The sequence below is a fragment of the Pseudomonas sp. B7 genome (assembly GCF_016735645.1).
Classification (GTDB): Bacteria; Pseudomonadota; Gammaproteobacteria; order Pseudomonadales; family Pseudomonadaceae; genus Aquipseudomonas; species Aquipseudomonas glycinae.
Window position 1 is genome coordinate 34,018 of sequence record NZ_JAERRE010000004.1, and the last position, 21,734, is coordinate 55,751.

At 60.0% G+C, this 21,734-nt stretch carries 18 protein-coding genes; 15 read left to right on the plus strand and 3 right to left on the minus strand.

The annotated features are described in order from the left end of the window. Window positions 1-121: 121 nt before the first annotated feature. The 11 genes from JKA62_RS11160 (at window position 122) to JKA62_RS11210 (ending at window position 14,331) form a co-directional block, all read left to right on the plus strand. Complete coding sequence (locus tag JKA62_RS11160; protein WP_011336205.1) at window positions 122-2,935, plus strand: LPS-assembly protein LptD; 2,814 nt, start codon at window positions 122-124, stop codon at window positions 2,933-2,935. Further along, on the plus strand, window positions 2,916-4,232 hold the full coding sequence (gene surA, locus JKA62_RS11165) for a peptidylprolyl isomerase SurA (protein ID WP_041475441.1): 1,317 nt from the start codon (window positions 2,916-2,918) through the stop codon (window positions 4,230-4,232). Before JKA62_RS11160 ends, surA begins: the two co-directional genes overlap by 20 nt. Continuing rightward, window positions 4,229-5,218, plus strand: coding sequence for a 4-hydroxythreonine-4-phosphate dehydrogenase PdxA (pdxA, locus tag JKA62_RS11170; protein WP_011336207.1), 990 nt, complete (start codon window positions 4,229-4,231; stop codon window positions 5,216-5,218). The genes surA and pdxA overlap by 4 nt, the downstream gene beginning before the upstream one ends. After that, window positions 5,215-6,033 carry a 16S rRNA (adenine(1518)-N(6)/adenine(1519)-N(6))-dimethyltransferase RsmA gene (gene rsmA / locus JKA62_RS11175; RefSeq protein WP_011336208.1) on the plus strand — a complete coding sequence of 273 codons (819 nt, stop codon included), beginning with the start codon at window positions 5,215-5,217 and terminating at the stop codon, window positions 6,031-6,033. The genes pdxA and rsmA overlap by 4 nt, the downstream gene beginning before the upstream one ends. Window positions 6,034-6,149: 116 nt before the next feature. Then, window positions 6,150-6,530 (plus strand): Co2+/Mg2+ efflux protein ApaG, encoded by a 381-nt coding sequence (gene apaG, locus JKA62_RS11180; RefSeq protein WP_011336209.1) that lies wholly within the window; start codon window positions 6,150-6,152, stop codon window positions 6,528-6,530. Beyond that, window positions 6,530-7,411, plus strand: a complete 882-nt coding sequence (locus tag JKA62_RS11185; RefSeq protein ID WP_011336210.1) for a symmetrical bis(5'-nucleosyl)-tetraphosphatase — start codon at window positions 6,530-6,532, stop codon at window positions 7,409-7,411. Before apaG ends, JKA62_RS11185 begins: the two co-directional genes overlap by 1 nt. 33 nt (window positions 7,412-7,444) lie before the next feature. Continuing rightward, complete coding sequence (gene glpE, locus JKA62_RS11190; protein WP_007959911.1) at window positions 7,445-7,774, plus strand: thiosulfate sulfurtransferase GlpE; 330 nt, start codon at window positions 7,445-7,447, stop codon at window positions 7,772-7,774. 296 nt (window positions 7,775-8,070) lie between these two features. After that, a complete protein-coding gene (locus JKA62_RS11195) occupies window positions 8,071-9,993 on the plus strand; it encodes a PrkA family serine protein kinase (RefSeq protein WP_011336211.1) in 1,923 nt (640 codons plus the stop codon). Between the two features lie 205 nt (window positions 9,994-10,198). After that, window positions 10,199-11,470 carry a YeaH/YhbH family protein gene (locus JKA62_RS11200; protein ID WP_011336212.1) on the plus strand — a complete coding sequence of 424 codons (1,272 nt, stop codon included), beginning with the start codon at window positions 10,199-10,201 and terminating at the stop codon, window positions 11,468-11,470. Beyond that, complete coding sequence (locus tag JKA62_RS11205; RefSeq protein ID WP_011336213.1) at window positions 11,467-13,038, plus strand: SpoVR family protein; 1,572 nt, start codon at window positions 11,467-11,469, stop codon at window positions 13,036-13,038. The genes JKA62_RS11200 and JKA62_RS11205 overlap by 4 nt, the downstream gene beginning before the upstream one ends. Window positions 13,039-13,101: 63 nt before the next feature. After that, window positions 13,102-14,331 (plus strand): multifunctional CCA addition/repair protein, encoded by a 1,230-nt coding sequence (locus JKA62_RS11210; protein ID WP_011336214.1) that lies wholly within the window; start codon window positions 13,102-13,104, stop codon window positions 14,329-14,331. A gap of 39 nt (window positions 14,332-14,370) precedes the next feature. Here JKA62_RS11210 and folK read toward each other — a convergent pair whose 3' ends face one another. Together folK and folB are read right to left on the minus strand one after the other, a co-directional pair. After that, window positions 14,371-14,889 carry a 2-amino-4-hydroxy-6-hydroxymethyldihydropteridine diphosphokinase gene (gene folK / locus JKA62_RS11215; protein ID WP_201817807.1) on the minus strand — a complete coding sequence of 173 codons (519 nt, stop codon included), beginning with the start codon at window positions 14,887-14,889 and terminating at the stop codon, window positions 14,371-14,373. Beyond that, window positions 14,880-15,236: a dihydroneopterin aldolase gene (gene folB / locus JKA62_RS11220; protein WP_011336216.1), complete on the minus strand. Its 357-nt coding sequence runs from the start codon at window positions 15,234-15,236 to the stop codon at window positions 14,880-14,882. Before folB ends, folK begins: the two co-directional genes overlap by 10 nt. Before the next feature lie 74 nt (window positions 15,237-15,310). On the opposite strand from folB, the gene plsY reads away from it, so the two are divergent. Continuing rightward, window positions 15,311-15,880 carry a glycerol-3-phosphate 1-O-acyltransferase PlsY gene (plsY, locus tag JKA62_RS11225; RefSeq protein ID WP_007959895.1) on the plus strand — a complete coding sequence of 190 codons (570 nt, stop codon included), beginning with the start codon at window positions 15,311-15,313 and terminating at the stop codon, window positions 15,878-15,880. Window positions 15,881-15,903: 23 nt separating this feature from the next. Here plsY and tsaD read toward each other — a convergent pair whose 3' ends face one another. Beyond that, window positions 15,904-16,929 (minus strand): tRNA (adenosine(37)-N6)-threonylcarbamoyltransferase complex transferase subunit TsaD, encoded by a 1,026-nt coding sequence (gene tsaD / locus JKA62_RS11230; protein WP_011336217.1) that lies wholly within the window; start codon window positions 16,927-16,929, stop codon window positions 15,904-15,906. A 199-nt stretch (window positions 16,930-17,128) separates the two neighbouring features. On the opposite strand from tsaD, the gene rpsU reads away from it, so the two are divergent. The 3 genes from rpsU (at window position 17,129) to rpoD (ending at window position 21,707) form a co-directional block, all read left to right on the plus strand. Then, window positions 17,129-17,344 carry a 30S ribosomal protein S21 gene (rpsU, locus tag JKA62_RS11235; protein WP_002551877.1) on the plus strand — a complete coding sequence of 72 codons (216 nt, stop codon included), beginning with the start codon at window positions 17,129-17,131 and terminating at the stop codon, window positions 17,342-17,344. A 480-nt stretch (window positions 17,345-17,824) separates the two neighbouring features. After that, window positions 17,825-19,792, plus strand: a complete 1,968-nt coding sequence (dnaG, locus tag JKA62_RS11240; protein ID WP_011336218.1) for a DNA primase — start codon at window positions 17,825-17,827, stop codon at window positions 19,790-19,792. Window positions 19,793-19,859: 67 nt separating this feature from the next. Then, window positions 19,860-21,707 (plus strand): RNA polymerase sigma factor RpoD, encoded by a 1,848-nt coding sequence (gene rpoD, locus JKA62_RS11245; protein ID WP_011336219.1) that lies wholly within the window; start codon window positions 19,860-19,862, stop codon window positions 21,705-21,707. Window positions 21,708-21,734: the final 27 nt, after the last annotated feature.

Sequence of the window (21,734 nt, forward strand, 5' to 3'; positions counted from 1 at the left end):
CTCCGACGGCGCTAGCCGTCAAGCGGGTCATGCTTTATTATCCAGCATCTTTTTCAGACCATCGAGAGGCGTGCGGCCCACACCGCGGGCAGATGGCACGCAGGAAGCCCGGACTAATAAGATGGCATTGAAATCCCCCGCGTTTCGTAAAAAATTTCCGTTGTTGGTAACCGGCAGTCTGCTGGCTATGCAACCTCTGGCCAGTTCATTCGTTGTTGCCGCCGAGCAGTATGACTGCGCCGTCTCGGCAACGGGTGGCTGGGCCTGCTCGCCGAAGACGCCGGCCGCTGCCTTGCCGCCGCGTCCCGTGCATGACGGCAGTGCCGTCAGCGCCGCTGGCGAAGCCCCGGCCGAGAGCGGCTCCACTGCGGAGTCCGGGCCCAAGCCGGTACTGGTTACCGAGTCCAAGGGCCGTGGCCTGAAATCCCGTAGCGAAGACTACAGTCACCTCGACTGGGTTCCGCGCGAGAAGCTCACCGCCGCCCAACTGGCCGAGACCGGTCCTTACTGCTCTGGTTCCTATATCGAACCGATTCGTCCTGGCATGAATGACAAGACGAATAAAAGTGACGCCCCGACCTTCATCGGCGCCAAGGCGTCGCGTTATCAGCAGGATTCGCAGGTTGCGAGTCTGGCCGGTGACGTGGTCATGCGTCAGGGCAGCATGCAGGTCGAAGCCGACGAGGCCAACCTGTATCAGGCCGAAAGCCGTGGCGAACTGGCCGGCAACGTGCGCATTCGCGACAACGGCGCGCTGATCGTCGGTGACCACGCCGATGTGCAGCTCGACACCGGTGAAGCCAAGGTCGATAACGCCGAATACGTCATGCACAAGTCGCGCATCCGCGGTAACGCGCTGTACGCCAAGCGTGCCGAAAACGCGATCATCCGTCTGAAGGACGGCACGTACACCACGTGCGAACCGAACAGCAACGCCTGGCAGCTCAAGGGCAACAACATCACCCTGAACCCTGCCACCGGCTTCGGTACCGCGACCAACGTGACGCTGCGGGTCAAGGACATTCCGGTCCTGTACACCCCGTACATTTACTTCCCGATCGACGATCGTCGTCAGTCGGGTTTCCTGCCGCCGACCATCGGCACCGGCAGCGACACCGGCTTCATGCTGGTGACCCCGTACTACTTCAACCTGGCACCGAACTACGATGCCACGTTGTATCCACGCTACATGGCTAAACGCGGTCTGTTGATGGAGGGCGAATTCCGCTACCTCACCAAGTCCAGCGAAGGGCAGTTCGGTGCGGCGTTCCTCAACGACGAGGAAACCGAGCGCAGCAAACAGACCGACTACCAGAAGAATCGCTACATGTACAACTGGCAACACAAGGGTGGTCTCGACTCCCGCGTGTTCACCCAGGTGGACTACACCAAGATCAGCGATCCGTACTACTTCCAGGATCTGCAGACCGATCAGATCGGTGTGAAGAGCGCCGACTTCGTGAACCAGCAGGGCTCGGTTACCTATCGTGGCGACAACTACACCGCGCGCCTGAATGCGCAGGCCTACCAACTTGCCACCGTATCGAACATCACACCGTATGACCGTCTGCCGCAGATCACCTTCAATGGTCAGCTGCCGTATCACCCGGAAGGTCTGAACTTCGATTACGAGACCGAGGTCGTTCGCTTCGACCGTGACCTGCAAAATGGCAACTTCGTTAATGAAGACGGCACTGTGGAACGCCGCCTGGACAATAACGTCATCGGCCTGGCCCGTGCCAACGGCGATCGTTTGAACCTGAAGCCAAGCGTCAGCCTGCCGCTCAACTGGACCTACGGTTTCCTCAAGCCATCGCTCAAGTACCAGTACACCCAGTACCAGCTGGATCTGGACGGGACCGGCAAGAGCCAGATCGTCGCTCAACAGAACGCGGCAGCCGCGACCGGCACCCGCTATGTCGGCGGTGAATTCGGCAGCAGCCAGAACCGTGGCGTACCGATCGCCAGCATCGATGGCGGCCTGTACTTCGACCGCAACACCACCTGGTTCGGCAAGAATTATCGCCAGACCCTGGAACCTCGCCTGTTCTATCTCTATGTACCCGAGAAAGACCAGGAAGACATTCCAGTCTTCGATACCAGCGAATACACCTTCAACTATGCGTCGCTGTTCCGTGACAACCGCTTCTCCGGCTCCGACCGCGTCGGTGACGAGAACAAACTGTCGCTGGGCATCGACAACCGCTGGATCGAGGAAGACGGCTTCGAGCGTCAACGCATCAGTATCGGTCAGGCACTCTACTTCAAGGATCGTGAAGTCCAGTTGCCGGGCATTGATCCGAAGACCCGCGACGACGCGCATTCCAATGTTTCGCCGTACGCTCTGGAATACGAGTACCGCTGGAACCGCGACTGGCGCACCACTGCCGATTACAACTGGGATCCGGACAGCCGCAGCCCACGCTCCGGCAGTGCAATGCTCCACTACCAGCCTGAAGACAACCCGAACAAGGTGGTCAACGTCGGTTATCGCTATCGCAACGACCAGGTTCGTTACGACCAGAACACCGGTAAATGGTCGGTGGGCGGCGGTGACTACGGCACACCGGGCCAGCCTGGCTACGTGAAGGACTACTACAAGATCCAGCAGCATGACTTCTCGGTCATCTGGCCGATCGTTCCGCAGTGGAGCGCGATCAGCCGCTGGCAGTACGACTACAACCGCAATCGCACGCTGGAAGCCTTCGGTGGTTTCGAATATGACAACTGCTGCTGGAAACTGCGCCTGATCAACCGTTACTGGGTCAGCTATGACGAATTCAGTCAGAACGCCCCGGAAAACGAAAAAGGCGACCACGGCGTCTTCCTCCAAATTGTTCTGAAGGGACTCGGCGGCCTCACCGGCGCCAAGGTAGAGAGCTTCCTCGACAAAGGCATCCAAGGTTATCGTCAACGTGAAGACCAAGCTTTCTGATTGTCTGCGCCCGCTGATGCTGGGCGCGCTGTTCCTGGGTACCGCGGCCAACGCCGCGGTGCAGTCCATCGATAGAGTGGTGGCCATCGTCGACAACGATGTGGTCATGCAGAGCCAGCTGGATCAACGCGTCCACGAAGTTCAGCAAACCATCGCCAAGCGTGGCGGCGGTCTGCCGCCTCCGGGCGTGCTGGATCAACAGGTGCTCGAGCGCCTGATCGTCGAAAACCTGCAACTGCAGATCGGCGAACGCTCCGGTATCCGCATCACCGATGAAGAACTGAACCAGGCTGTCGGCACCATTGCCCAGCGCAACAACATGACCCCGGAACAGTTCCGTATCGCCCTGTCCCGTGATGGCCTGTCCTATGAGGACGCTCGCGAGCAGATCCGCCGCGAAATGGTCATCAGCCGTGTGCGCCAGCGCCGCGTGGCCGAGCGCATTCAGGTCTCGGAACAGGAAGTGAAGAACTTCCTCGCCTCCGATCTGGGCAAGATGCAACTGTCCGAAGAACTGCACCTGGCCAACATCCTGATTCCGACCCCGGAAAGCGCCAACTCCGAAGCGATTCAGAGTGCTGCCCGCAAGGCGATGGAGGTTTACCAGCAGCTCAAGCAAGGTGCTGACTTCGGCCAGATGGCCGTGGCCAACTCCGCCAGTGACAACGCGCTGGAAGGCGGCGATATGGGCTGGCGTAAAGCCGCTCAACTGCCACCGCCGTTCGACCGTGAACTGAGCAGCATGGCGACTGGCGACATCACTCAACCGGCACGCACTCCGGGTGGTTTCATCATCCTGAAGCTGCTGGAAAAACGTGGTGGCGAGAGCCAGATGCGCGACGAAGTGCATGTGCGCCACATTCTGGTCAAGCCAAGTCCGGTTCGCGACGAAGCCAAGACCAAGGAACTGGCCCAATCGCTCTACAACCGCATCGAAGCCGGTGAAGATTTCGCCGAACTGGCCAAGAAGTATTCGGAAGATCCGGGCTCTGCCCTCAACGGCGGCGACCTGAACTGGATCGACCCGAACGCACTGGTACCGGAATTCCGCGCCGTGATGGCCAAGTCCCCGCAGGGTCAGCTGTCCAAGCCGTTCCAGACCCAGTACGGCTGGCACGTTCTGGAAGTCCTTGGCCGTCGCGCCACTGACAGCACCGAACAGGCCCGTGAGCAGCAAGCGATGACCGTACTGCGTAACCGCAAATACGACGAAGAGCTGCAGACCTGGCTGCGTCAGATCCGTGACGAAGCGTACGTTGAGATCAAACTCCCTGGTGCAGACCAGGCAGCGCAGTGAAACCCAAGCGTTTCGCGCTGACACCCGGCGAACCGGCCGGCATCGGTCCCGACCTGTGCCTGCTGCTCGCCTCGCAAGCCCAGCCACACCCCCTGATTGCCATCACCAGCCGCGACCTGCTCCAAGAGCGGGCCGCGCAGCTGGGGCTGGCTGTCAGCTTGCTGGAAGTGGCGCCTGACAACTGGCCGGACGCTCCCGCGCCCGCCAACAGCCTGTACGTCTGGGACACCCCGCTCAGCGCCCCCGTGGTCGCCGGGCAACTGGACAAGGCCAACGCCGCATTCGTCCTCGAAACCCTGACCCGCGCCGGCAATGGCTGTCTGAACGGCGACTTCGCCGGGATGATCACCGCGCCTGTGCACAAAGGCGTGATCAACGAATCGGGCATCGCGTTTTCCGGTCACACCGAGTTTCTCGCCGACCTGACCCACACCGCCCAAGTGGTGATGATGCTCGCCACCCGCGGTTTGCGCGTGGCGCTGGTCACCACTCACCTGCCCTTGCGCGACATTGCCGATGCGATCACGCCGGAGCGCCTGGAACGGGTCACGCGGATTCTGCACGCCGACCTGCAACAAAAATTCGGCATCGCCCAACCGCGTATCCTGGTCTGCGGACTCAACCCGCACGCCGGCGAAGGCGGACACCTGGGCCATGAAGAAATCGACATCATCGAACCCACATTGGAGCGCCTGCGCGGCGAGGGCATGGACCTTCGTGGCCCGCTGCCTGCCGACACTCTGTTTACCCCCAAATATCTGGAGCACTGTGACGCAGTGCTGGCGATGTACCACGACCAGGGCCTGCCCGTGCTGAAGTACAAAGGCTTCGGCGCTGCAGTCAACGTGACCCTGGGCCTGCCGATCATCCGCACCTCGGTCGACCATGGCACCGCCCTGGATCTGGCCGGCAGCGGCAGGATCGACACCGGCAGCCTGGAAACCGCCCTGGAAACCGCCTACCAGATGGCCGAGACCCGTTTATGACCGAGCAATACCAACACAAGGCGCGCAAACGCTTTGGCCAGAACTTCCTGCACGATGCCGGCGTCATCGACCGCATCCTGCGCTCCATCAATGCCAAGGCCGGCGACCGCATGCTGGAAATCGGGCCGGGCCAGGGCGCACTGACCGCCGGCATCCTCAACTCCGGCGCACAGCTGGATGTGGTGGAACTGGACAAGGACCTGATCCCGATCCTCAACCAGCAGTTCGCCGGCAAGAGCAATTTCAACCTGCATCAGGGCGATGCGCTGAAGTTCGACTTCAACAGCCTGAACGCTGCGCCGAACAGCCTGCGTGTGGTCGGCAACCTGCCGTACAACATCTCCACGCCGCTGATTTTCCATCTGCTGAACAACGCCGGCATCATCCGCGACATGCACTTCATGCTGCAGAAGGAAGTGGTCGAGCGTCTGGCCGCCGGTCCCGGTGGCGGTGACTGGGGCCGTCTGTCGATCATGGTTCAGTACCACTGCCGGGTCGAGCACCTGTTCAACGTCGGCCCGGGCGCATTCAATCCGCCGCCGAAAGTCGACTCGGCGATCGTCCGCCTGGTACCGCACGCGGTGCTGCCGCATCCGGCCAAGGATCATCGCCTGCTCGAGCGCGTGGTGCGTGAAGCCTTCAATCAGCGCCGCAAGACCCTGCGCAACACCCTCAAGCAGTTGCTGAGCAATGCCGAAATCGAAGCCGCCGGAGTCGATGGCAGCCTGCGCCCCGAGCAACTCGATCTGGCCGCGTTCGTACGTCTGGCCGACAAGCTCGCCGAACAGCCGGCGAAAGCACCTGAAGCCGACTGACCGGCAATGATCGCTATCGGGCAGGATGCCAACTCTGGTCTACTGCCCGATACTTGCCTAGACTGAATCCCAATCAGCTACGCCCCGCGTCCCGCTTCGTTTTTAAGGCCTTTTGCATGTCCGATCCTCGCTACCAGGTCGATGTCAGTGTCGTTACCCACTATCTGGCAGACCAATCGCAACCCGAGCACGAGCGCTTTGCCTTCGCCTACACCATCACCGTGCAGAACAATGGCGAGCAACCGGCCCGCCTGATGTCGCGCCACTGGGTGATAACCGATGGCGACGGGCATGTCGAAGAAGTGCGCGGCGCCGGCGTGGTTGGCCAGCAACCGTTGATCGGCGCTGGCAAAAGCCACACCTACAGCAGCGGCACGGTGATGACCACCAAGGTCGGCACCATGCAAGGCAGTTACGAAATGGTCGCCGACGACGGCAAGCACTTCGATGCGATCATCAAGCCCTTCCGCCTCGCCGTTCCCGGAGCCCTGCACTGATGGCGACGTATGCCGTCGGCGACCTCCAAGGCTGCCTCGAACCGCTCAAGTGCCTGCTCCAGCAGGTCGCGTTCGACCCGGCTCTGGATCGCCTGTGGCTGGTCGGCGATCTGGTCAATCGTGGTCCGCAGTCACTGGAAACCCTGCGCTTCCTTTATGGCATGCGCGAGTCGCTGGTGTGTGTTCTCGGCAATCACGACCTGCACCTGCTGGCAGCGGCGAAGAACATCGAGCGCCTGAAGAAGTCCGACACGCTGCGTGAAATCCTTGAAGCGCCCGACTGCGCCGAACTGATGGAATGGCTGCGCCAGCAAAAACTCATGCACTACGACGAGCAGCGCGAAGTGGCCATGGTACATGCGGGCATCCCGCCGCAGTGGTCGCTGCGCAAGGCGCTCAAGTACGCTGAAGAAGTCGAGACCGCGCTGCGTGACGACAACCTTCTTCCACCCTTCCTCGACGGTATGTACGGCAACGAGCCGGCGAAATGGGACAGCGACCTCAAAGGCGTGACACGCCTGCGGGTGATCACCAATTATTTCACCCGCATGCGTTTCTGCACCGCCGAAGGCAAGCTCGACCTCAAGAGCAAGGAAGGCCTCGACACCGCGCCGCCGGGCTACAAGCCCTGGTTCCAGCACAAGGAGCGCAAGACCCGTGGCCTGCGGATCATTTTCGGTCACTGGGCCGCGCTGGAAGGCAACGTCCACGAGCCCGGCATCTGCGCCCTCGACACCGGTTGCGTCTGGGGCGGCAGCCTGACCCTGATGAATGTCGACAGCGGCGAACGGCTGTCATGCAAATGCGACGAACACGGGGCCGCCCTGCCCACCGTCGCACCACTGATCACCGAATCTTCTCCCGTCAGCGCCCCGCGCTAGACTGCGTTTTCAGCCGAGCCAAAGGAGCCCGCCATGAGCGAATTCAAACGTATCCCCCCGGAACAGGCCCAGGCCCTGCGCGAACAAGGCGCCGTGGTCGTCGACGTCCGTGACCCGGCAACATTTGCCGCACTGCACATCAGCGGCTCGAAGCATCTGGATAATCATTCCCTGCATGCTTTCATCCAGGGCGCCGACCTCGATGCCCCGACCGTCGTGGTCTGCTACCACGGCAACTCGAGCCAGGGTGCCGCCGCGTATCTCGTAAGCCAGGGCTTCTCCGACGTCTACAGCATGGACGGCGGCTTCGAACTGTGGCGTACGACTTTTCCTTCGGAAACCGCGCAAGGCACCTCCGAATAATTTTTTTGTAACGTGCAAGCCCCGGCTCCCGTGGGCTCGCGCGGTGGCAGACGAACGGTCTGCCACAACTAATTACGTATCTCGCCTTTACCTCCCGAATTCCCAACTATCCTTAAGCCCAGGCCATCCAAAACAGGGGAGAGCCGGTACACCGGCGCACGGGTCATCGGGAGTGACTTTCGCGATTGTCGATCGCGGAAGGGTTCTGGGGGGTAAACAACAGCTGCCATCGCGGCTGCTGCCAGCATCGACTGAGTGATCCGGCGTCGGCTCCACGTATCGAGCGAGGTGACGTCATGAGTATCTTTAGCCACTTCCAACAACGCTTCGAGTCCACACGCCAGGAAGAATTCTCCCTGCAGGAGTACCTGGAACTGTGCAAAAAGGATCGCAGTGCCTACGTTTCCGCCGCCGAGCGTCTGTTAATGGCCATCGGCGAACCGGAACTGCTCGACACCTCGACCAATTCGAGGCTGTCGCGCATCTTTTCCAACAAGGTGATCCGCCGCTATCCGGCCTTTGAAGACTTCCACGGGATGGAAGAATGCATCGACCAGATCGTGTCGTATTTCCGCCATGCCGCTCAGGGCCTGGAAGAAAAGAAACAGATCCTCTATCTGCTCGGCCCTGTCGGCGGCGGTAAGTCGTCCCTGGCCGAGAAGCTGAAACAACTGATGGAAAAAGTGCCCTTCTATGCCATCAAGGGCTCGCCGGTATTCGAATCGCCACTGGGTCTGTTCAACGCCACCGAAGATGGCGCGATCCTCGAGGAAGACTTTGGCATTCCACGGCGCTACCTGAACACCATCATGTCGCCATGGGCCACCAAGCGCCTGGCCGAATTCGGCGGAGACATCAGCCAGTTCCGCGTGGTCAAGCTGTACCCGTCGATCCTCAACCAGATCGCCGTGGCCAAGACCGAACCGGGTGACGAAAACAACCAGGACATCTCCGCGCTGGTAGGCAAAGTCGATATCCGCAAACTCGAAGAATTCCCGCAGAACGATGCCGACGCCTACAGCTACTCCGGTGCGCTGTGCCGGGCCAACCAGGGCCTGATGGAATTCGTCGAAATGTTCAAGGCACCGATCAAGGTGCTCCACCCATTGCTGACTGCGACCCAGGAAGGCAACTACAACAGTACCGAAGGCCTCGGTGCGATTCCGTTCACCGGGATTCTGCTGGCCCACTCCAACGAATCGGAGTGGCACACCTTCCGCAACAACAAGAATAACGAAGCGTTCATCGACCGGATCTATATCGTCAAGGTGCCGTACTGCCTGCGGGTCAGCGACGAGGTGAAGATCTACGACAAGCTGTTGTTCAACAGCTCCCTGGCCAAGGCCCATTGCGCGCCGGACACCCTGAAGATGCTGGCGCAGTTCACCGTACTGTCACGCCTGAAGGAGCCGGAAAACTCCAACATCTATTCGAAGATGCGCGTGTATGACGGCGAAAATCTCAAGGACACCGATCCGAAGGCCAAGTCGATTCAGGAATACCGCGATGCGGCGGGCGTCGACGAAGGCATGAACGGTCTGTCGACCCGGTTCGCTTTCAAGATTCTGTCCAAGGTCTTCAACTTCGATCCGCACGAAATTGCCGCCAACCCGGTACACCTGCTCTATGTGCTGGAACAGCAGATTGAACAGGAACAGTTCCAGGCCGAAACCCGCGAGCGCTATCTGCGTTACCTGAAAGAGTACCTGGCGCCGCGTTATATCGAATTCATCGGCAAGGAGATCCAGACCGCCTACCTCGAGTCTTACAGCGAGTACGGCCAGAACATCTTCGACCGCTACGTGCTGTATGCGGACTTCTGGATTCAGGATCAGGAATACCGCGATCCGGAAACCGGCGAGATCCTCAATCGCGTCGCCCTCAACGAGGAGCTGGAAAAGATCGAGAAACCGGCCGGCATCAGCAATCCGAAGGACTTCCGCAACGAAATCGTCAACTTCGTGTTGCGTGCCCGGGCCAACAACAACGGCAAGAACCCGACCTGGCTCAGCTACGAAAAACTGCGGGTGGTCATCGAGAAGAAAATGTTCTCGAACACCGAGGATCTGCTGCCAGTCATCAGCTTCAACGCCAAGGCCAGCAAAGAGGATCAGCAGAAACACAACGACTTCGTTACACGAATGGTCGAACGCGGCTACACCGACAAACAGGTACGACTGCTTTCTGAGTGGTATCTGCGGGTCAGAAAATCACAGTAAACCGCGGCCGGTCAGACCGGTTGTCGTCAGCCCGAGGCCTGTGCGCGCATTTTCTGCTACACAGGCCTCTGGAAGGTGTTCGAAAGGCGGTAGCGAGGTGCAGGCAGCACCCAGAGCGCTTGGGGGAGCGTGTACGTCCCTTGGCATTCGGTTCAATGCTGCATGACCGCTCGCCCCTTGGCAGGACAGCTTCTAAGGAGCAGTCATGAGCTATGTGATCGACCGACGTCTCAATGGCAAGAACAAGAGCACGGTGAACCGTCAGCGCTTCCTGCGGCGTTACCGTGACCACATCAAGAAGGCTGTCGAAGAGGCGGTCAGCCGGCGTTCCATCACCGATATGGAGCACGGCGAGCAGATCAGCATCCCTGGTCGCGATATCGACGAACCGGTGCTTCACCATGGTCGCGGCGGCAAGCAGACCGTGGTTCATCCCGGCAACAAGGAATTCACCGCTGGCGAACACATCGCGCGTCCGCCGGGAGGTGGTGGTGGCCGTGGGCCGGGCAAGGCCGGCAACTCCGGTGAAGGCATGGACGAGTTCGTCTTCCAGATCACCCAGGAAGAATTCCTCGAATTCATGTTCGAGGACCTCGAACTGCCCAACCTGGTCAAGCGCAACCTGACCGGCACCGACACTTTCAAGACCGTACGTGCGGGGATCAGCAACGAGGGCAACCCTTCGCGGATCAACATTATCCGTACCCTGCGCTCGGCCCATGCCCGGCGCATTGCGTTATCGGGCAGCAGCCGCGCCAAACTGCGCGAGGTCAAGGAGGAACTGGCGCGACTCAAACGCGAAGAACCGGACAACTTCGGGGATATTCAGGATCTTGAAGCAGAAATCGAACGACTCAGTGCGCGTATCCATCGCGTGCCGTTTCTCGATACGTTCGATTTGAAATACAACCTGCTGGTCAAGCAACCCAATCCAAGCTCCAAAGCCGTGATGTTCTGCCTGATGGACGTTTCCGGCTCCATGACCCAGGCAACCAAGGACATCGCCAAGCGGTTTTTCATCTTGTTGTACCTTTTCCTCAAGCGGAACTACGACAAGATCGACGTGGTGTTCATCCGCCACCACACCAGCGCCCGCGAAGTCGACGAAGAGGAGTTCTTCTATTCCCGCGAGACCGGCGGCACCATCGTTTCCAGCGCCTTGAAACTGATGCAGGAGATCATGGCCGAGCGCTACCCGAGCAATGAATGGAACATCTACGCCGCCCAGGCTTCCGACGGCGACAACTGGAACGACGACTCGCCGATCTGCCGCGACATCCTGATCAACCAGATCATGCCGTTCGTGCAGTACTACACTTACGTGGAGATCACCCCGCGCGAACATCAGGCCTTGTGGTACGAATACGAACGCATCGCCGAAGCTTTTTCCGACACTTTTGCCCAGCAACAACTGGTCTCGGCCGGGGATATCTATCCGGTCTTCCGTGAACTCTTCCAGCGCAGGTTAGTGACATGACCGCCAAGACCGCCAAAGAGCAGAAGCGCCAACCCATTTCCACCGGCTCGGAATGGACATTCGAGCTGATCCAGACGTACGACCGTGAAATCGCCCGTATCGCGGCCCGTTATGCCCTGGATACCTACCCCAACCAGATCGAAGTGATTACCGCCGAGCAGATGATGGACGCCTACGCGTCGGTCGGCATGCCGCTGGGCTATCACCACTGGTCCTACGGCAAGCACTTCCTCAGCACCGAAAAATCCTACAGTCGCGGGCAGATGGGGCTGGCGTACGAGATCGTGATCAACTCGGATCCGTGCATCGCCTACCTGATGGAAGAAAACACCATCTGCATGCAGGCACTGGTGGTCGCGCATGCCTGCTACGGCCACAACAGCTTCTTCAAGGGCAACTATCTGTTCCGCACCTGGACCGACGCCAGTTCGATCATCGATTACCTGGTGTTCGCCAAGCAGTACATCATGCAGTGCGAGGAGCGCCACGGGATCGATGCCGTGGAGGATCTGCTGGATTCCTGCCACGCCCTGATGAACTACGGTGTCGACCGCTACAAACGTCCGTACCCGATTTCCGCCGAAGAAGAGCGGCGTCGGCAAAAGGATCGCGAAGAGCACCTGCAGAAGCAGATCAACGACCTGTGGCGCACCATACCCAAAGGCGCGGACAAATACAGCGACAAGGACAACGCTCGTTTCCCGGCCGAACCGCAGGAAAACATCCTGTATTTCATCGAGAAACACGCCCCGCTGCTGGAACCCTGGCAGCGCGAGATCGTGCGGATCGTGCGCAAGATCGCCCAGTATTTCTATCCGCAGCGCCAGACTCAGGTGATGAACGAAGGCTGGGCGACGTTCTGGCACTACACGCTGATGAACGACCTGTACGACGAAGGCCTGGTGACGGACGGCTTCATGATGGAGTTCCTGACGTCCCACACCAGCGTGGTGTTCCAGCCGGGGTTCGACAGCCCTTATTACAACGGTATCAACCCTTATGCGCTGGGTTTTGCGATGTATCGCGACATCCGGCGCATGTGCGAAGAGCCCACGGAAGAAGACCGCCGCTGGTTCCCGGAAATCGCCGGCAGCGACTGGCTGTCGACCATCAAGTTCGCCATGAGCAGCTTCAAGGATGAGAGCTTCATCCTGCAGTACCTGTCACCCAAGGTGATCCGCGACCTGAAGCTGTTCAGCATCCTCGATGACGATCAGAAGGACGATCTGCTGGTGCCCGCAATCCATGACGAGGGCGGTTACCGGATCATCCGCGAGACCCTGGCCGCGCAATACAACCTGGGCAACCGCGAACCGAACGTGCAGATCTACAGCATCGACCGCCGCGGCGACCGCTCGCTGACCCTGCGCCACCAGCAACACGACCGCAAACCGCTGGGCGACTCCACCGAGGAGGTCCTCAAACACCTGCACCGGCTGTGGGGCTTCGACATTCATCTGGAAACCCTGCAAGGCGACCAGATCATGAAGACCCATCATGTTCCGCCCCGCAGCGAACACAGCGAGGGGGATTACGGTCGACTCGACCTGGCCGTCATTCATCTTTGACTCCGTTGAGACCTCCAGAAGTCCGGCGCAAGGGTTATCCTGTCGGGCCAACGGAGGTTTTTTATGCAGATTTACAAGGTCGGCGGTGCGGTACGTGATCGCCTGCTGGGCAAACCGGTCACCGATATCGATTGGGTGGTGGTCGGGGCGACTACAGAAGAAATGCTCGCCAAGGGATTTCGCCCGGTCGGCGCGGATTTTCCGGTGTTTCTTCACCCGAAAAGTGGCGAGGAGTACGCCCTCGCCCGCACCGAGCGCAAGAGCGGTCGCGGTTATGGTGGTTTCACCTTTCACGCCAGCCCCGAGGTCACGCTTGAAGAAGACCTGATCCGCCGCGACCTTACGATCAACGCCATGGCCGAGGATGATCAGCAAAACCTGACCGATCCCTACCACGGTCAGCGCGATCTCGAAGAGCGGATTCTGCGCCACGTTTCCCCCGCGTTTGCCGAAGATCCGCTCAGGGTCCTGCGTGTTGCACGCTTTGCCGCTCGCTACGCGGAGCTTGGTTTCAAGGTAGCACCCGAGACCCTGGAGCTGATGCGTCAGCTCAGCGAATCGGGTGAACTGGAAGCCCTTACGGCCGAACGCAGCTGGAAAGAGATTTCCCGCGCACTGATGGAAGATCAGCCCCAGGTGTTCATTCAGGTGTTGCGCGATTGCGGCGCCTTGAAGGTGCTGATGCCGGAGGTCGATGCCTTGTTCGGCGTGCCGCAACCGGAAGCCCATCACCCGGAAATCGACAGCGGCCTTCACACCCTGAGCGTACTTGAGCAGTCAGCCTTGCACAAACAACCGCTGACCGTGCGCTGGGCCTGCCTGCTGCACGACCTCGGCAAAGGTCTTACTCCAGAGGAGGAATGGCCACGGCACATCGCCCATGAGCACAAAGGCCTGAAGTTGATCAAAGCAGTCAACGAACGCTTCAAGGCACCGAAGGACTGTCAGGAACTGGCCTTGCTGGTCGGCCAATATCACACCCACGGGCATCGCGCCCTGGAGCTGAAGGCTTCGACCTTGCTCGAGTTGCTGCAAAGCTTTGACGTTTACCGTCGGCCACAGCGTTTCGAAGAGTTCATCGTCGCGTGCGAGATGGATGCCCGAGGCCGCAAAGGGCTCGAGCAACGCAGTTATCCACAGGCGGATTACCTGCGCGGCGCGGCCAATGTGGCACGCGGCGTGGCGGTGCAGCCGTTGCTGGAAAAGGGATTCAAAGGCCCGGAACTGGGCGAGGCACTCAAGCGCGAACGGCTCAAGGCGTTGAAGGTTTACAAGGAATCGGCGGCGTCCTGAAAGCACCTGATCCGCCCTCGCGAGGGCGGATCAAACTGTTCAAGACAGATCTGAAGGCGTGAGCTGAATACCGCGCCACTCGAATCCGACCGGTGCCAGCACCTGATCGATCTGCGCTTCGGCCCACAACGTGGCAAAGCTTTTTCCTGCACCGGGATGCACCCGATCCGGCGCAATCAGCGACAGCGGCCACAGCACAAAGGCATTTTTCAGGATTTCCGCACGAGGCAGGATCAGCCCGTCGAAGTTGCCCGCCAGCTCGCCGTACAACAACACGTCGATGTCCAGCGGCAAGCCCTTGCGATCCGGCGCATAACGACCGTTGTCCGCTTCAATGAACTTCAAGCGGCGATCCAGCTCGATCAACGGCAGATCGGTGAACGCCGACACCACGAAGTTGAAGAACGGCCCGCTCTTGATTCCCACCGGCTGGCTTTCGAACACAGGCGAACAGCGTATATCCACCAGAAACGTGGACAAGGCATCCAGACCGGCCTGCAAATGGGTTTCGCGCTCGATATTGCTACCGAGCCCGAGATAGACCTGGGTCAGCGGCATCCGCGCTCGATCTCCACACCCACACCACCCTTGGCGGCCGGTACGGCACCTGGCTTGGTCAGCTTCAGGCGCACCCAGGTGATCTTGAATTCATTCATCAGCACTTCAACCAGACGCTCGGCGAAGGTCTCGACCAGTTGATACTGGGATTGCTCGGCAAAGGCCTGGATCCGTGTGGACACACTGGCGTAATCGAGCGCCAGGGTCAGGTCGTCACCGGCGGCGGCCGGGCGATTGTCCCAGGCGAAGCTCAAATCAAGACGCAGGCACTGTCGGATGCCGCGCTCCCAGTCGTAGGCACCGATCACGGTGTCGACTTCCAGGCCCTCGATAAACACTCTGTCCAAGCACTTTTCTCCGCTGCACGACAAGGGCGCAATGCGCCGTTAGAATCAGGGCGTCCTCGCCCGGAATAGTTAGCATGTTTTGGTTACTGGCGATCCTCGCCTACCTGCTCGGCTCTCTGTCCTTCGCCATTTTGCTCAGCCGCCTGACCGGGAATCCGGACCCGCGAATGAGTGGCTCGGGTAATGCCGGCGCCACCAACATGCTGCGCCTGGCCGGACGCAAACTCGCGATCCTGACCCTGCTGGGTGATCTGTGCAAAGGCCTGTTGCCGGTGCTGATCGCTTCGGCAATGGGCCTTTCGCTGCAGGATCAGGCGTGGATCGGCGTCTGCGCCGTGATCGGTCACCTGTTCCCGTTGTACTTCCGCTTTCGCGGTGGCAAGGGCGTTGCCACGGCGGCCGGCATGCTGCTGGGCCTGTATCCACCCGCCGCGCTGCTGGCCGTGTGCGCCTGGTTGCTGACGTTCTACCTGACCCGCACCAGCTCGCTGGCGGCGTTGATCGCCACTCCGCTGACCCTGCCGTTGCTGGCCTGGCAGGAACCGGCAGCGCTGTTGCCGATGAGCACGCTGACACTGCTGATCGTCTGGCGCCACCGGGGCAATCTACGCGACCTGTTCGCCGGGCGCGAACGGCATTTTTAAATACCGCATGTGAGCGCTGCTTATCACAGCGCTGACAATTGCTCCATCGGCCAGCGCGCCTGTACGCTGATCGCCAGGCTTTCCTGCTGGCCGGCCTGCAAACGCTGGCAGCCGGCAAACGCAATCATTGCGCCGTTATCGGTGCAAAACTCGGGACGGGCATAGAACACATCGCCCTTCATGTCGCCGAGCATCTTCTCCAGCGAAACACGCAGCGCCCTGTTGGCACTGACGCCTCCGGCGATCACCAGACGCTTCATGCCGGCCTGCTTCAGGGCACGCTTGCACTTGATGGTCAAAGTCTCCACCACGGCCTGCTGGAACGCCAGCGCGATGTCGCAACGGGCTTGCTCGCTGTCGTCCCCGGCGCTGACGCATTGCTGCCAGGTGTTGAGGGCGAAGGTCTTCAGGCCGCTGAAGCTGAAATCCAGACCCGGGCGATCACACATCGGACGCGGGAAGGTGAAACGTCCTGCGACACCCTTCTCTGCCAGCTTGGCGATTTCCGGTCCGCCCGGATAATTCAGGCCCATCATTTTTGCAGTCTTGTCGAAAGCTTCGCCCGCGGCATCATCCAGCGTCTCGCCGAGCAGACTGTATTGGCCGATGCCATCGACCTGAACCAGCTGCGTATGACCACCGGACACCAACAAAGCGACGAACGGAAATTCCGGCGGTTTTGGCTCCAGCATCGGCGCCAGCAAATGGCCTTCCATGTGGTGCACGCCGAGCGCCGGAATGCCCCAGGCAAACGCCAGCGCCTGGGCACACGAAGCACCCACCAGCAGCGCCCCGACCAGGCCGGGACCTGCGGTGTAGGCGATGGCGTCGATTTCGGTCGGCACGCAGTCGGCCTCGGCCAGCACCTGACGAATCAGGGGCAGCATGCGCTTTACGTGGTCGCGCGAAGCGAGCTCCGGCACCACGCCGCCATAGACGCGGTGCAGGTCGATCTGACTGAACAGCGCGTCGGCCAGCAGTCCGCGCTCGCTGTCGTACAAAGCGACGCCGGTTTCGTCGCAGGAAGTTTCTAATCCCAGTACTAGCATGGGTTTGCGCCTTGTTTAGGCTGAATTCGAAGGCGCGCATAATAGTCGCCGCGTGATGCCCCGACCAGCGGTTTTCGATCAGAGGCTTTGCATTCCGAGCGATGAGGGGTTAACATCCGCAACCCTTAAAAACCGACGTCTTCAAGTGCTCTTTTGCCGCGAGGATGTTGACCCCGGTAATGAATGAAGGTAGCTCTGGATGCCAGCCGTCAAAGTTAAAGAGAACGAACCCTTCGACGTAGCTCTGCGTCGTTTCAAGCGCTCCTGCGAAAAAGCCGGTGTACTGGCTGAAGTTCGTAGCCGCGAATTTTACGAGAAGCCAACTTCTGAGCGTAAGCGCAAGGCAGCTGCTGCTGTTAAGCGTCACGCCAAGAAAGTTCAGCGCGAACAGCGCCGCGCCGTTCGTCTGTACTAATACACAGACGATCGTAGCAAGCTTCTGCCAAGCCCGGCCCTCAGCCGGGCTAATGGCATTTGCGTAAAACGCTTGATGCTTCACCGTCGAAGCCGCAGATGCGACCGAGACAAACCCGCTTCACCGCGTCAGGCCTGGCTCTTTTGCCAGCGGTGCACGTCTTTTCTGACGAGCCTTTCAAGGCTACTGACGAGCACACCCACTGATTCCTCTTACGACGATCAGCCCAAGGCACCTGCTTGCGTGCCCGCTTCATGAGCTATCCGAGGCCGATTACAGGCCGTCAGCGGATTCAGCGCAACATTTTCGAATAGTCGAAGACTGATGAACACTAACGTCAGTGGATTTTCGGCAGATACACTTCCCGACAGCGATTACGCAAACGACACCGGTCGAGCCGCCCTACGTGCGTGCATCACTCAATGACCCGCGTCCGGCCGCCTTTCGCATCGGATCCATTACAGCGCAGACGAGAACGCCATGGCCGGGCTGATTCCCCAGAGCTTCATTGACGACCTTCTGAACCGCACCGACATCGTCGACGTGGTCAGCTCGCGCGTGCAATTGAAGAAGGCCGGCAAAAACTACACCGCCTGCTGCCCGTTCCATAAAGAGAAAACCCCGTCGTTCAGCGTCAGCCCCGACAAACAGTTCTATTACTGTTTCGGCTGCGGCGCCGGCGGCAACGCCCTCGGCTTTCTCATGGATCACGACAACCTGGACTTCCCCCAGGCTGTCGAAGACCTGGCCAAAGCCGCCGGCATGGAAGTGCCGCGTGATGAAGGCGGTCGTTCGAACAAACCGCGCCAGCCGACCGACTCACCGCTGTACCCGCTGCTCACCGCCGCCGCCGACTTTTATCGACAGGCGCTCAAAAGCCATCCGGCACGCAAGGCAGCGGTGGATTACCTCAAGGGTCGCGGCCTGACCGGCGAGATCGCCCGCGACTTCGGTCTCGGATTCGCACCACCGGGCTGGGACAACCTGCTCAAACACCTGAGCAGCGACACCTTGCAGCAGAAAGCCATGATCGAGGCCGGCCTGCTGATCGAAAACGCCGAAACCGGCAAACGCTACGATCGCTTTCGCGATCGCGTGATGTTCCCGATCCGCGACACCCGTGGACGGATCATCGCTTTCGGCGGTCGAGTGCTCGGCGACGACAAGCCAAAGTACCTGAACTCGCCGGAAACCCCGGTTTTCCATAAAGGCCAGGAACTCTACGGCCTGTACGAAGCACGCAAGAACAATCGCAACCTCGACGAAATCATCGTCGTCGAGGGCTATATGGATGTCATCGCCCTGGCCCAGCAAGGCCTGCGCAATGCCGTCGCGACACTGGGCACCGCCACCAGCGAAGAACACCTCAAGCGCCTGTTTCGCGTCGTGCCGAACGTGCTGTTCTGCTTCGACGGCGATCAGGCCGGCCGCAATGCTGCCTGGCGCGCACTGGAAGCAACACTGCCCAGCCTGCAAGACGGACGCCGTGCACGCTTTCTGTTTCTGCCCGAAGGCGAAGACCCGGACACATTGATTCGCGCCGAGGGCACTGACGCCTTCCGCGCCCGGATCAATCAGCACGCGCAGCCGCTGGCGGACTACTTCTTCCAGCAACTGACCGAAGAAGCCGACCCGCGCTCGCTGGAGGGCAAGGCCCACATGGCCACGCTCGCAGCACCGTTGATCGACAAGGTCCCCGGCGCCAACCTGCGCATCCTGATGCGCCAGCGCCTGACGGAAATCACCGGCCTGAGCAGCGAGAGCGTCAGCCAGCTGGCCCAGAGCGCACCGCAGGAAGCGCCGCCGGCCTACGACCCAGGCATCGATTACGACGCCATGCCGGACTACAGCGACTACCATCAGTCGCAGGCACAGGACATGTATGTGCCGCAGCAGGAATGGACGCCGAAGAAATCCGGTGCCGGCGGCAAGAAATGGGACAAGAAACCGTGGGACAAAAATGGCAAGCGTGGCGGTGATCGCGATCAGCCCCGTGCCCCACGCGTGCCGGCCGCCGTCGAACCACCGACCCTGGCCGCCCTGAGAACTTTGCTGCATCACCCGCAACTGGCGGAAAAAGTCGAGGACGCCGGGCACTTCGCGGACGAGAACCAGACCAACGCACAGCTGCTGGTGGCACTGCTCGAAGCCGTACAGAAGAATCCCAAGCTAAACTCATTTCAGTTGATCGCGCGATGGCACGGAACCGAACAGGGTCGCCTGCTCAAGGCGCTGGCGGAAAAGGAATGGCTGATTGACGGAGACAACCTTGAACAACAGTTTTTCGACACCATTACTAGCTTGTCAGCCCGCCAACGCGAGCGAAATCTGGAACAACTGCTCAGGAAAGCGCGTCAAAGCGAACTGAGCGCCGAAGAGAAAAATCAACTGCGCGACCTTTTAAGTCGCAATGTTTCCGCATCAAACCCGACCTCAACTGGCGCGTGAGGTCATAGCTCAGGTATAATCCTCGGCTTGTTTTTTGCCCGCCAAGACCTTCAGTGGATAGGGTGTTATGTCCGGAAAAGCGCAACAGCAGTCTCGTATTATTGAGTTGATCAAACTGGGTCGTGAGCAGAAGTATCTGACTTACGCCGAGGTCAACGACCACCTGCCCGAGGATATTTCAGATCCGGAGCAGGTGGAAGACATCATCCGCATGATTAACGACATGGGGATCCCCGTACACGAGAGTGCTCCGGATGCGGACGCCCTTATGCTGGCCGACGCCGATACCGACGAGGCCGCTGCGGAAGAAGCAGCCGCTGCGTTGGCGGCGGTGGAGACCGATATCGGTCGCACCACTGACCCGGTGCGCATGTACATGCGTGAAATGGGTACGGTCGAGCTTCTGACTCGTGAAGGCGAAATCGAAATCGCCAAGCGTATCGAAGAAGGCATCCGTGAAGTGATGAGCGCCATCGCGCACTTCCCTGGCACGGTTGACCATATTCTCTCCGAGTACACTCGCGTCACCACCGAAGGTGGTCGCCTGTCCGACGTTCTGAGCGGTTACATCGACCCGGACGACGGCATTACGCCGCCTGCCGCCGAAGTACCGCCACCGATCGACGCGAAAGCCGCGAAAGCGGATGACGACTCCGAGGACGATGACGCCGAAGCTTCCGATGACGAAGAAGAAGCCGAAAGCGGTCCGGATCCGGTCATTGCCGCACAGCGCTTCGGTGCTGTCGCCGACCAGATGGAAATCACCCGCAAGGCCCTGAAAAAGCACGGTCGTCACAACAAGGCGGCAATTGCCGAACTGTTGGCCCTGGCCGAGCTGTTCATGCCGATCAAGCTGGTGCCGAAGCAGTTCGAAGCCCTGGTCGAGCGTGTTCGCAGCGCCCTGGATCGCCTGCGTCAGCAAGAGCGCGCGATCATGCAACTGTGCGTACGTGATGCACGTATGCCTCGTGCCGACTTCCTGCGCCAGTTCCCGGGCAACGAAGTCGACGAAAGCTGGTCCGACGCCCTGGCCAAAGGCAAGAGCAAGTACGCCGAAGCCATCGCCCGCGTGCAACCGGACATCATCCGTTGCCAGCAAAAGCTGACCGCGCTGGAAACCGAGACCGGTTTGACCATCGCCGAGATCAAGGACATCAACCGTCGCATGTCGATCGGTGAGGCGAAAGCCCGCCGCGCGAAGAAAGAGATGGTTGAAGCGAACTTGCGTCTGGTGATCTCCATCGCCAAGAAGTACACCAACCGTGGCCTGCAATTCCTCGACCTGATCCAGGAAGGCAACATCGGTCTGATGAAAGCGGTGGACAAGTTCGAATACCGTCGTGGTTACAAGTTCTCGACTTACGCCACCTGGTGGATCCGTCAGGCGATCACTCGCTCGATCGCCGACCAGGCCCGCACCATCCGTATTCCGGTGCACATGATCGAGACGATCAACAAGCTCAACCGTATTTCCCGGCAGATGCTGCAGGAAATGGGTCGCGAACCGACCCCGGAAGAGCTGGGTGAACGCATGGAAATGCCTGAGGACAAGATCCGCAAGGTATTGAAGATCGCCAAAGAGCCGATCTCCATGGAAACCCCGATCGGTGATGACGAAGACTCTCATCTGGGTGACTTCATCGAAGACTCGACCATGCAGTCGCCAATCGATGTCGCCACTGTCGAGAGCCTGAAAGAAGCGACCCGCGAAGTGCTGTCCGGCCTTACTGCCCGTGAAGCCAAGGTACTGCGCATGCGTTTCGGTATCGACATGAACACCGACCATACGCTTGAAGAAGTCGGCAAACAGTTTGACGTGACCCGCGAGCGGATCCGTCAGATCGAAGCCAAGGCGCTGCGCAAGCTGCGCCACCCGACGCGAAGCGAGCATCTGCGCTCCTTCCTCGACGAGTGATACCAGAACCCCCGGCCCAGGCCGGGG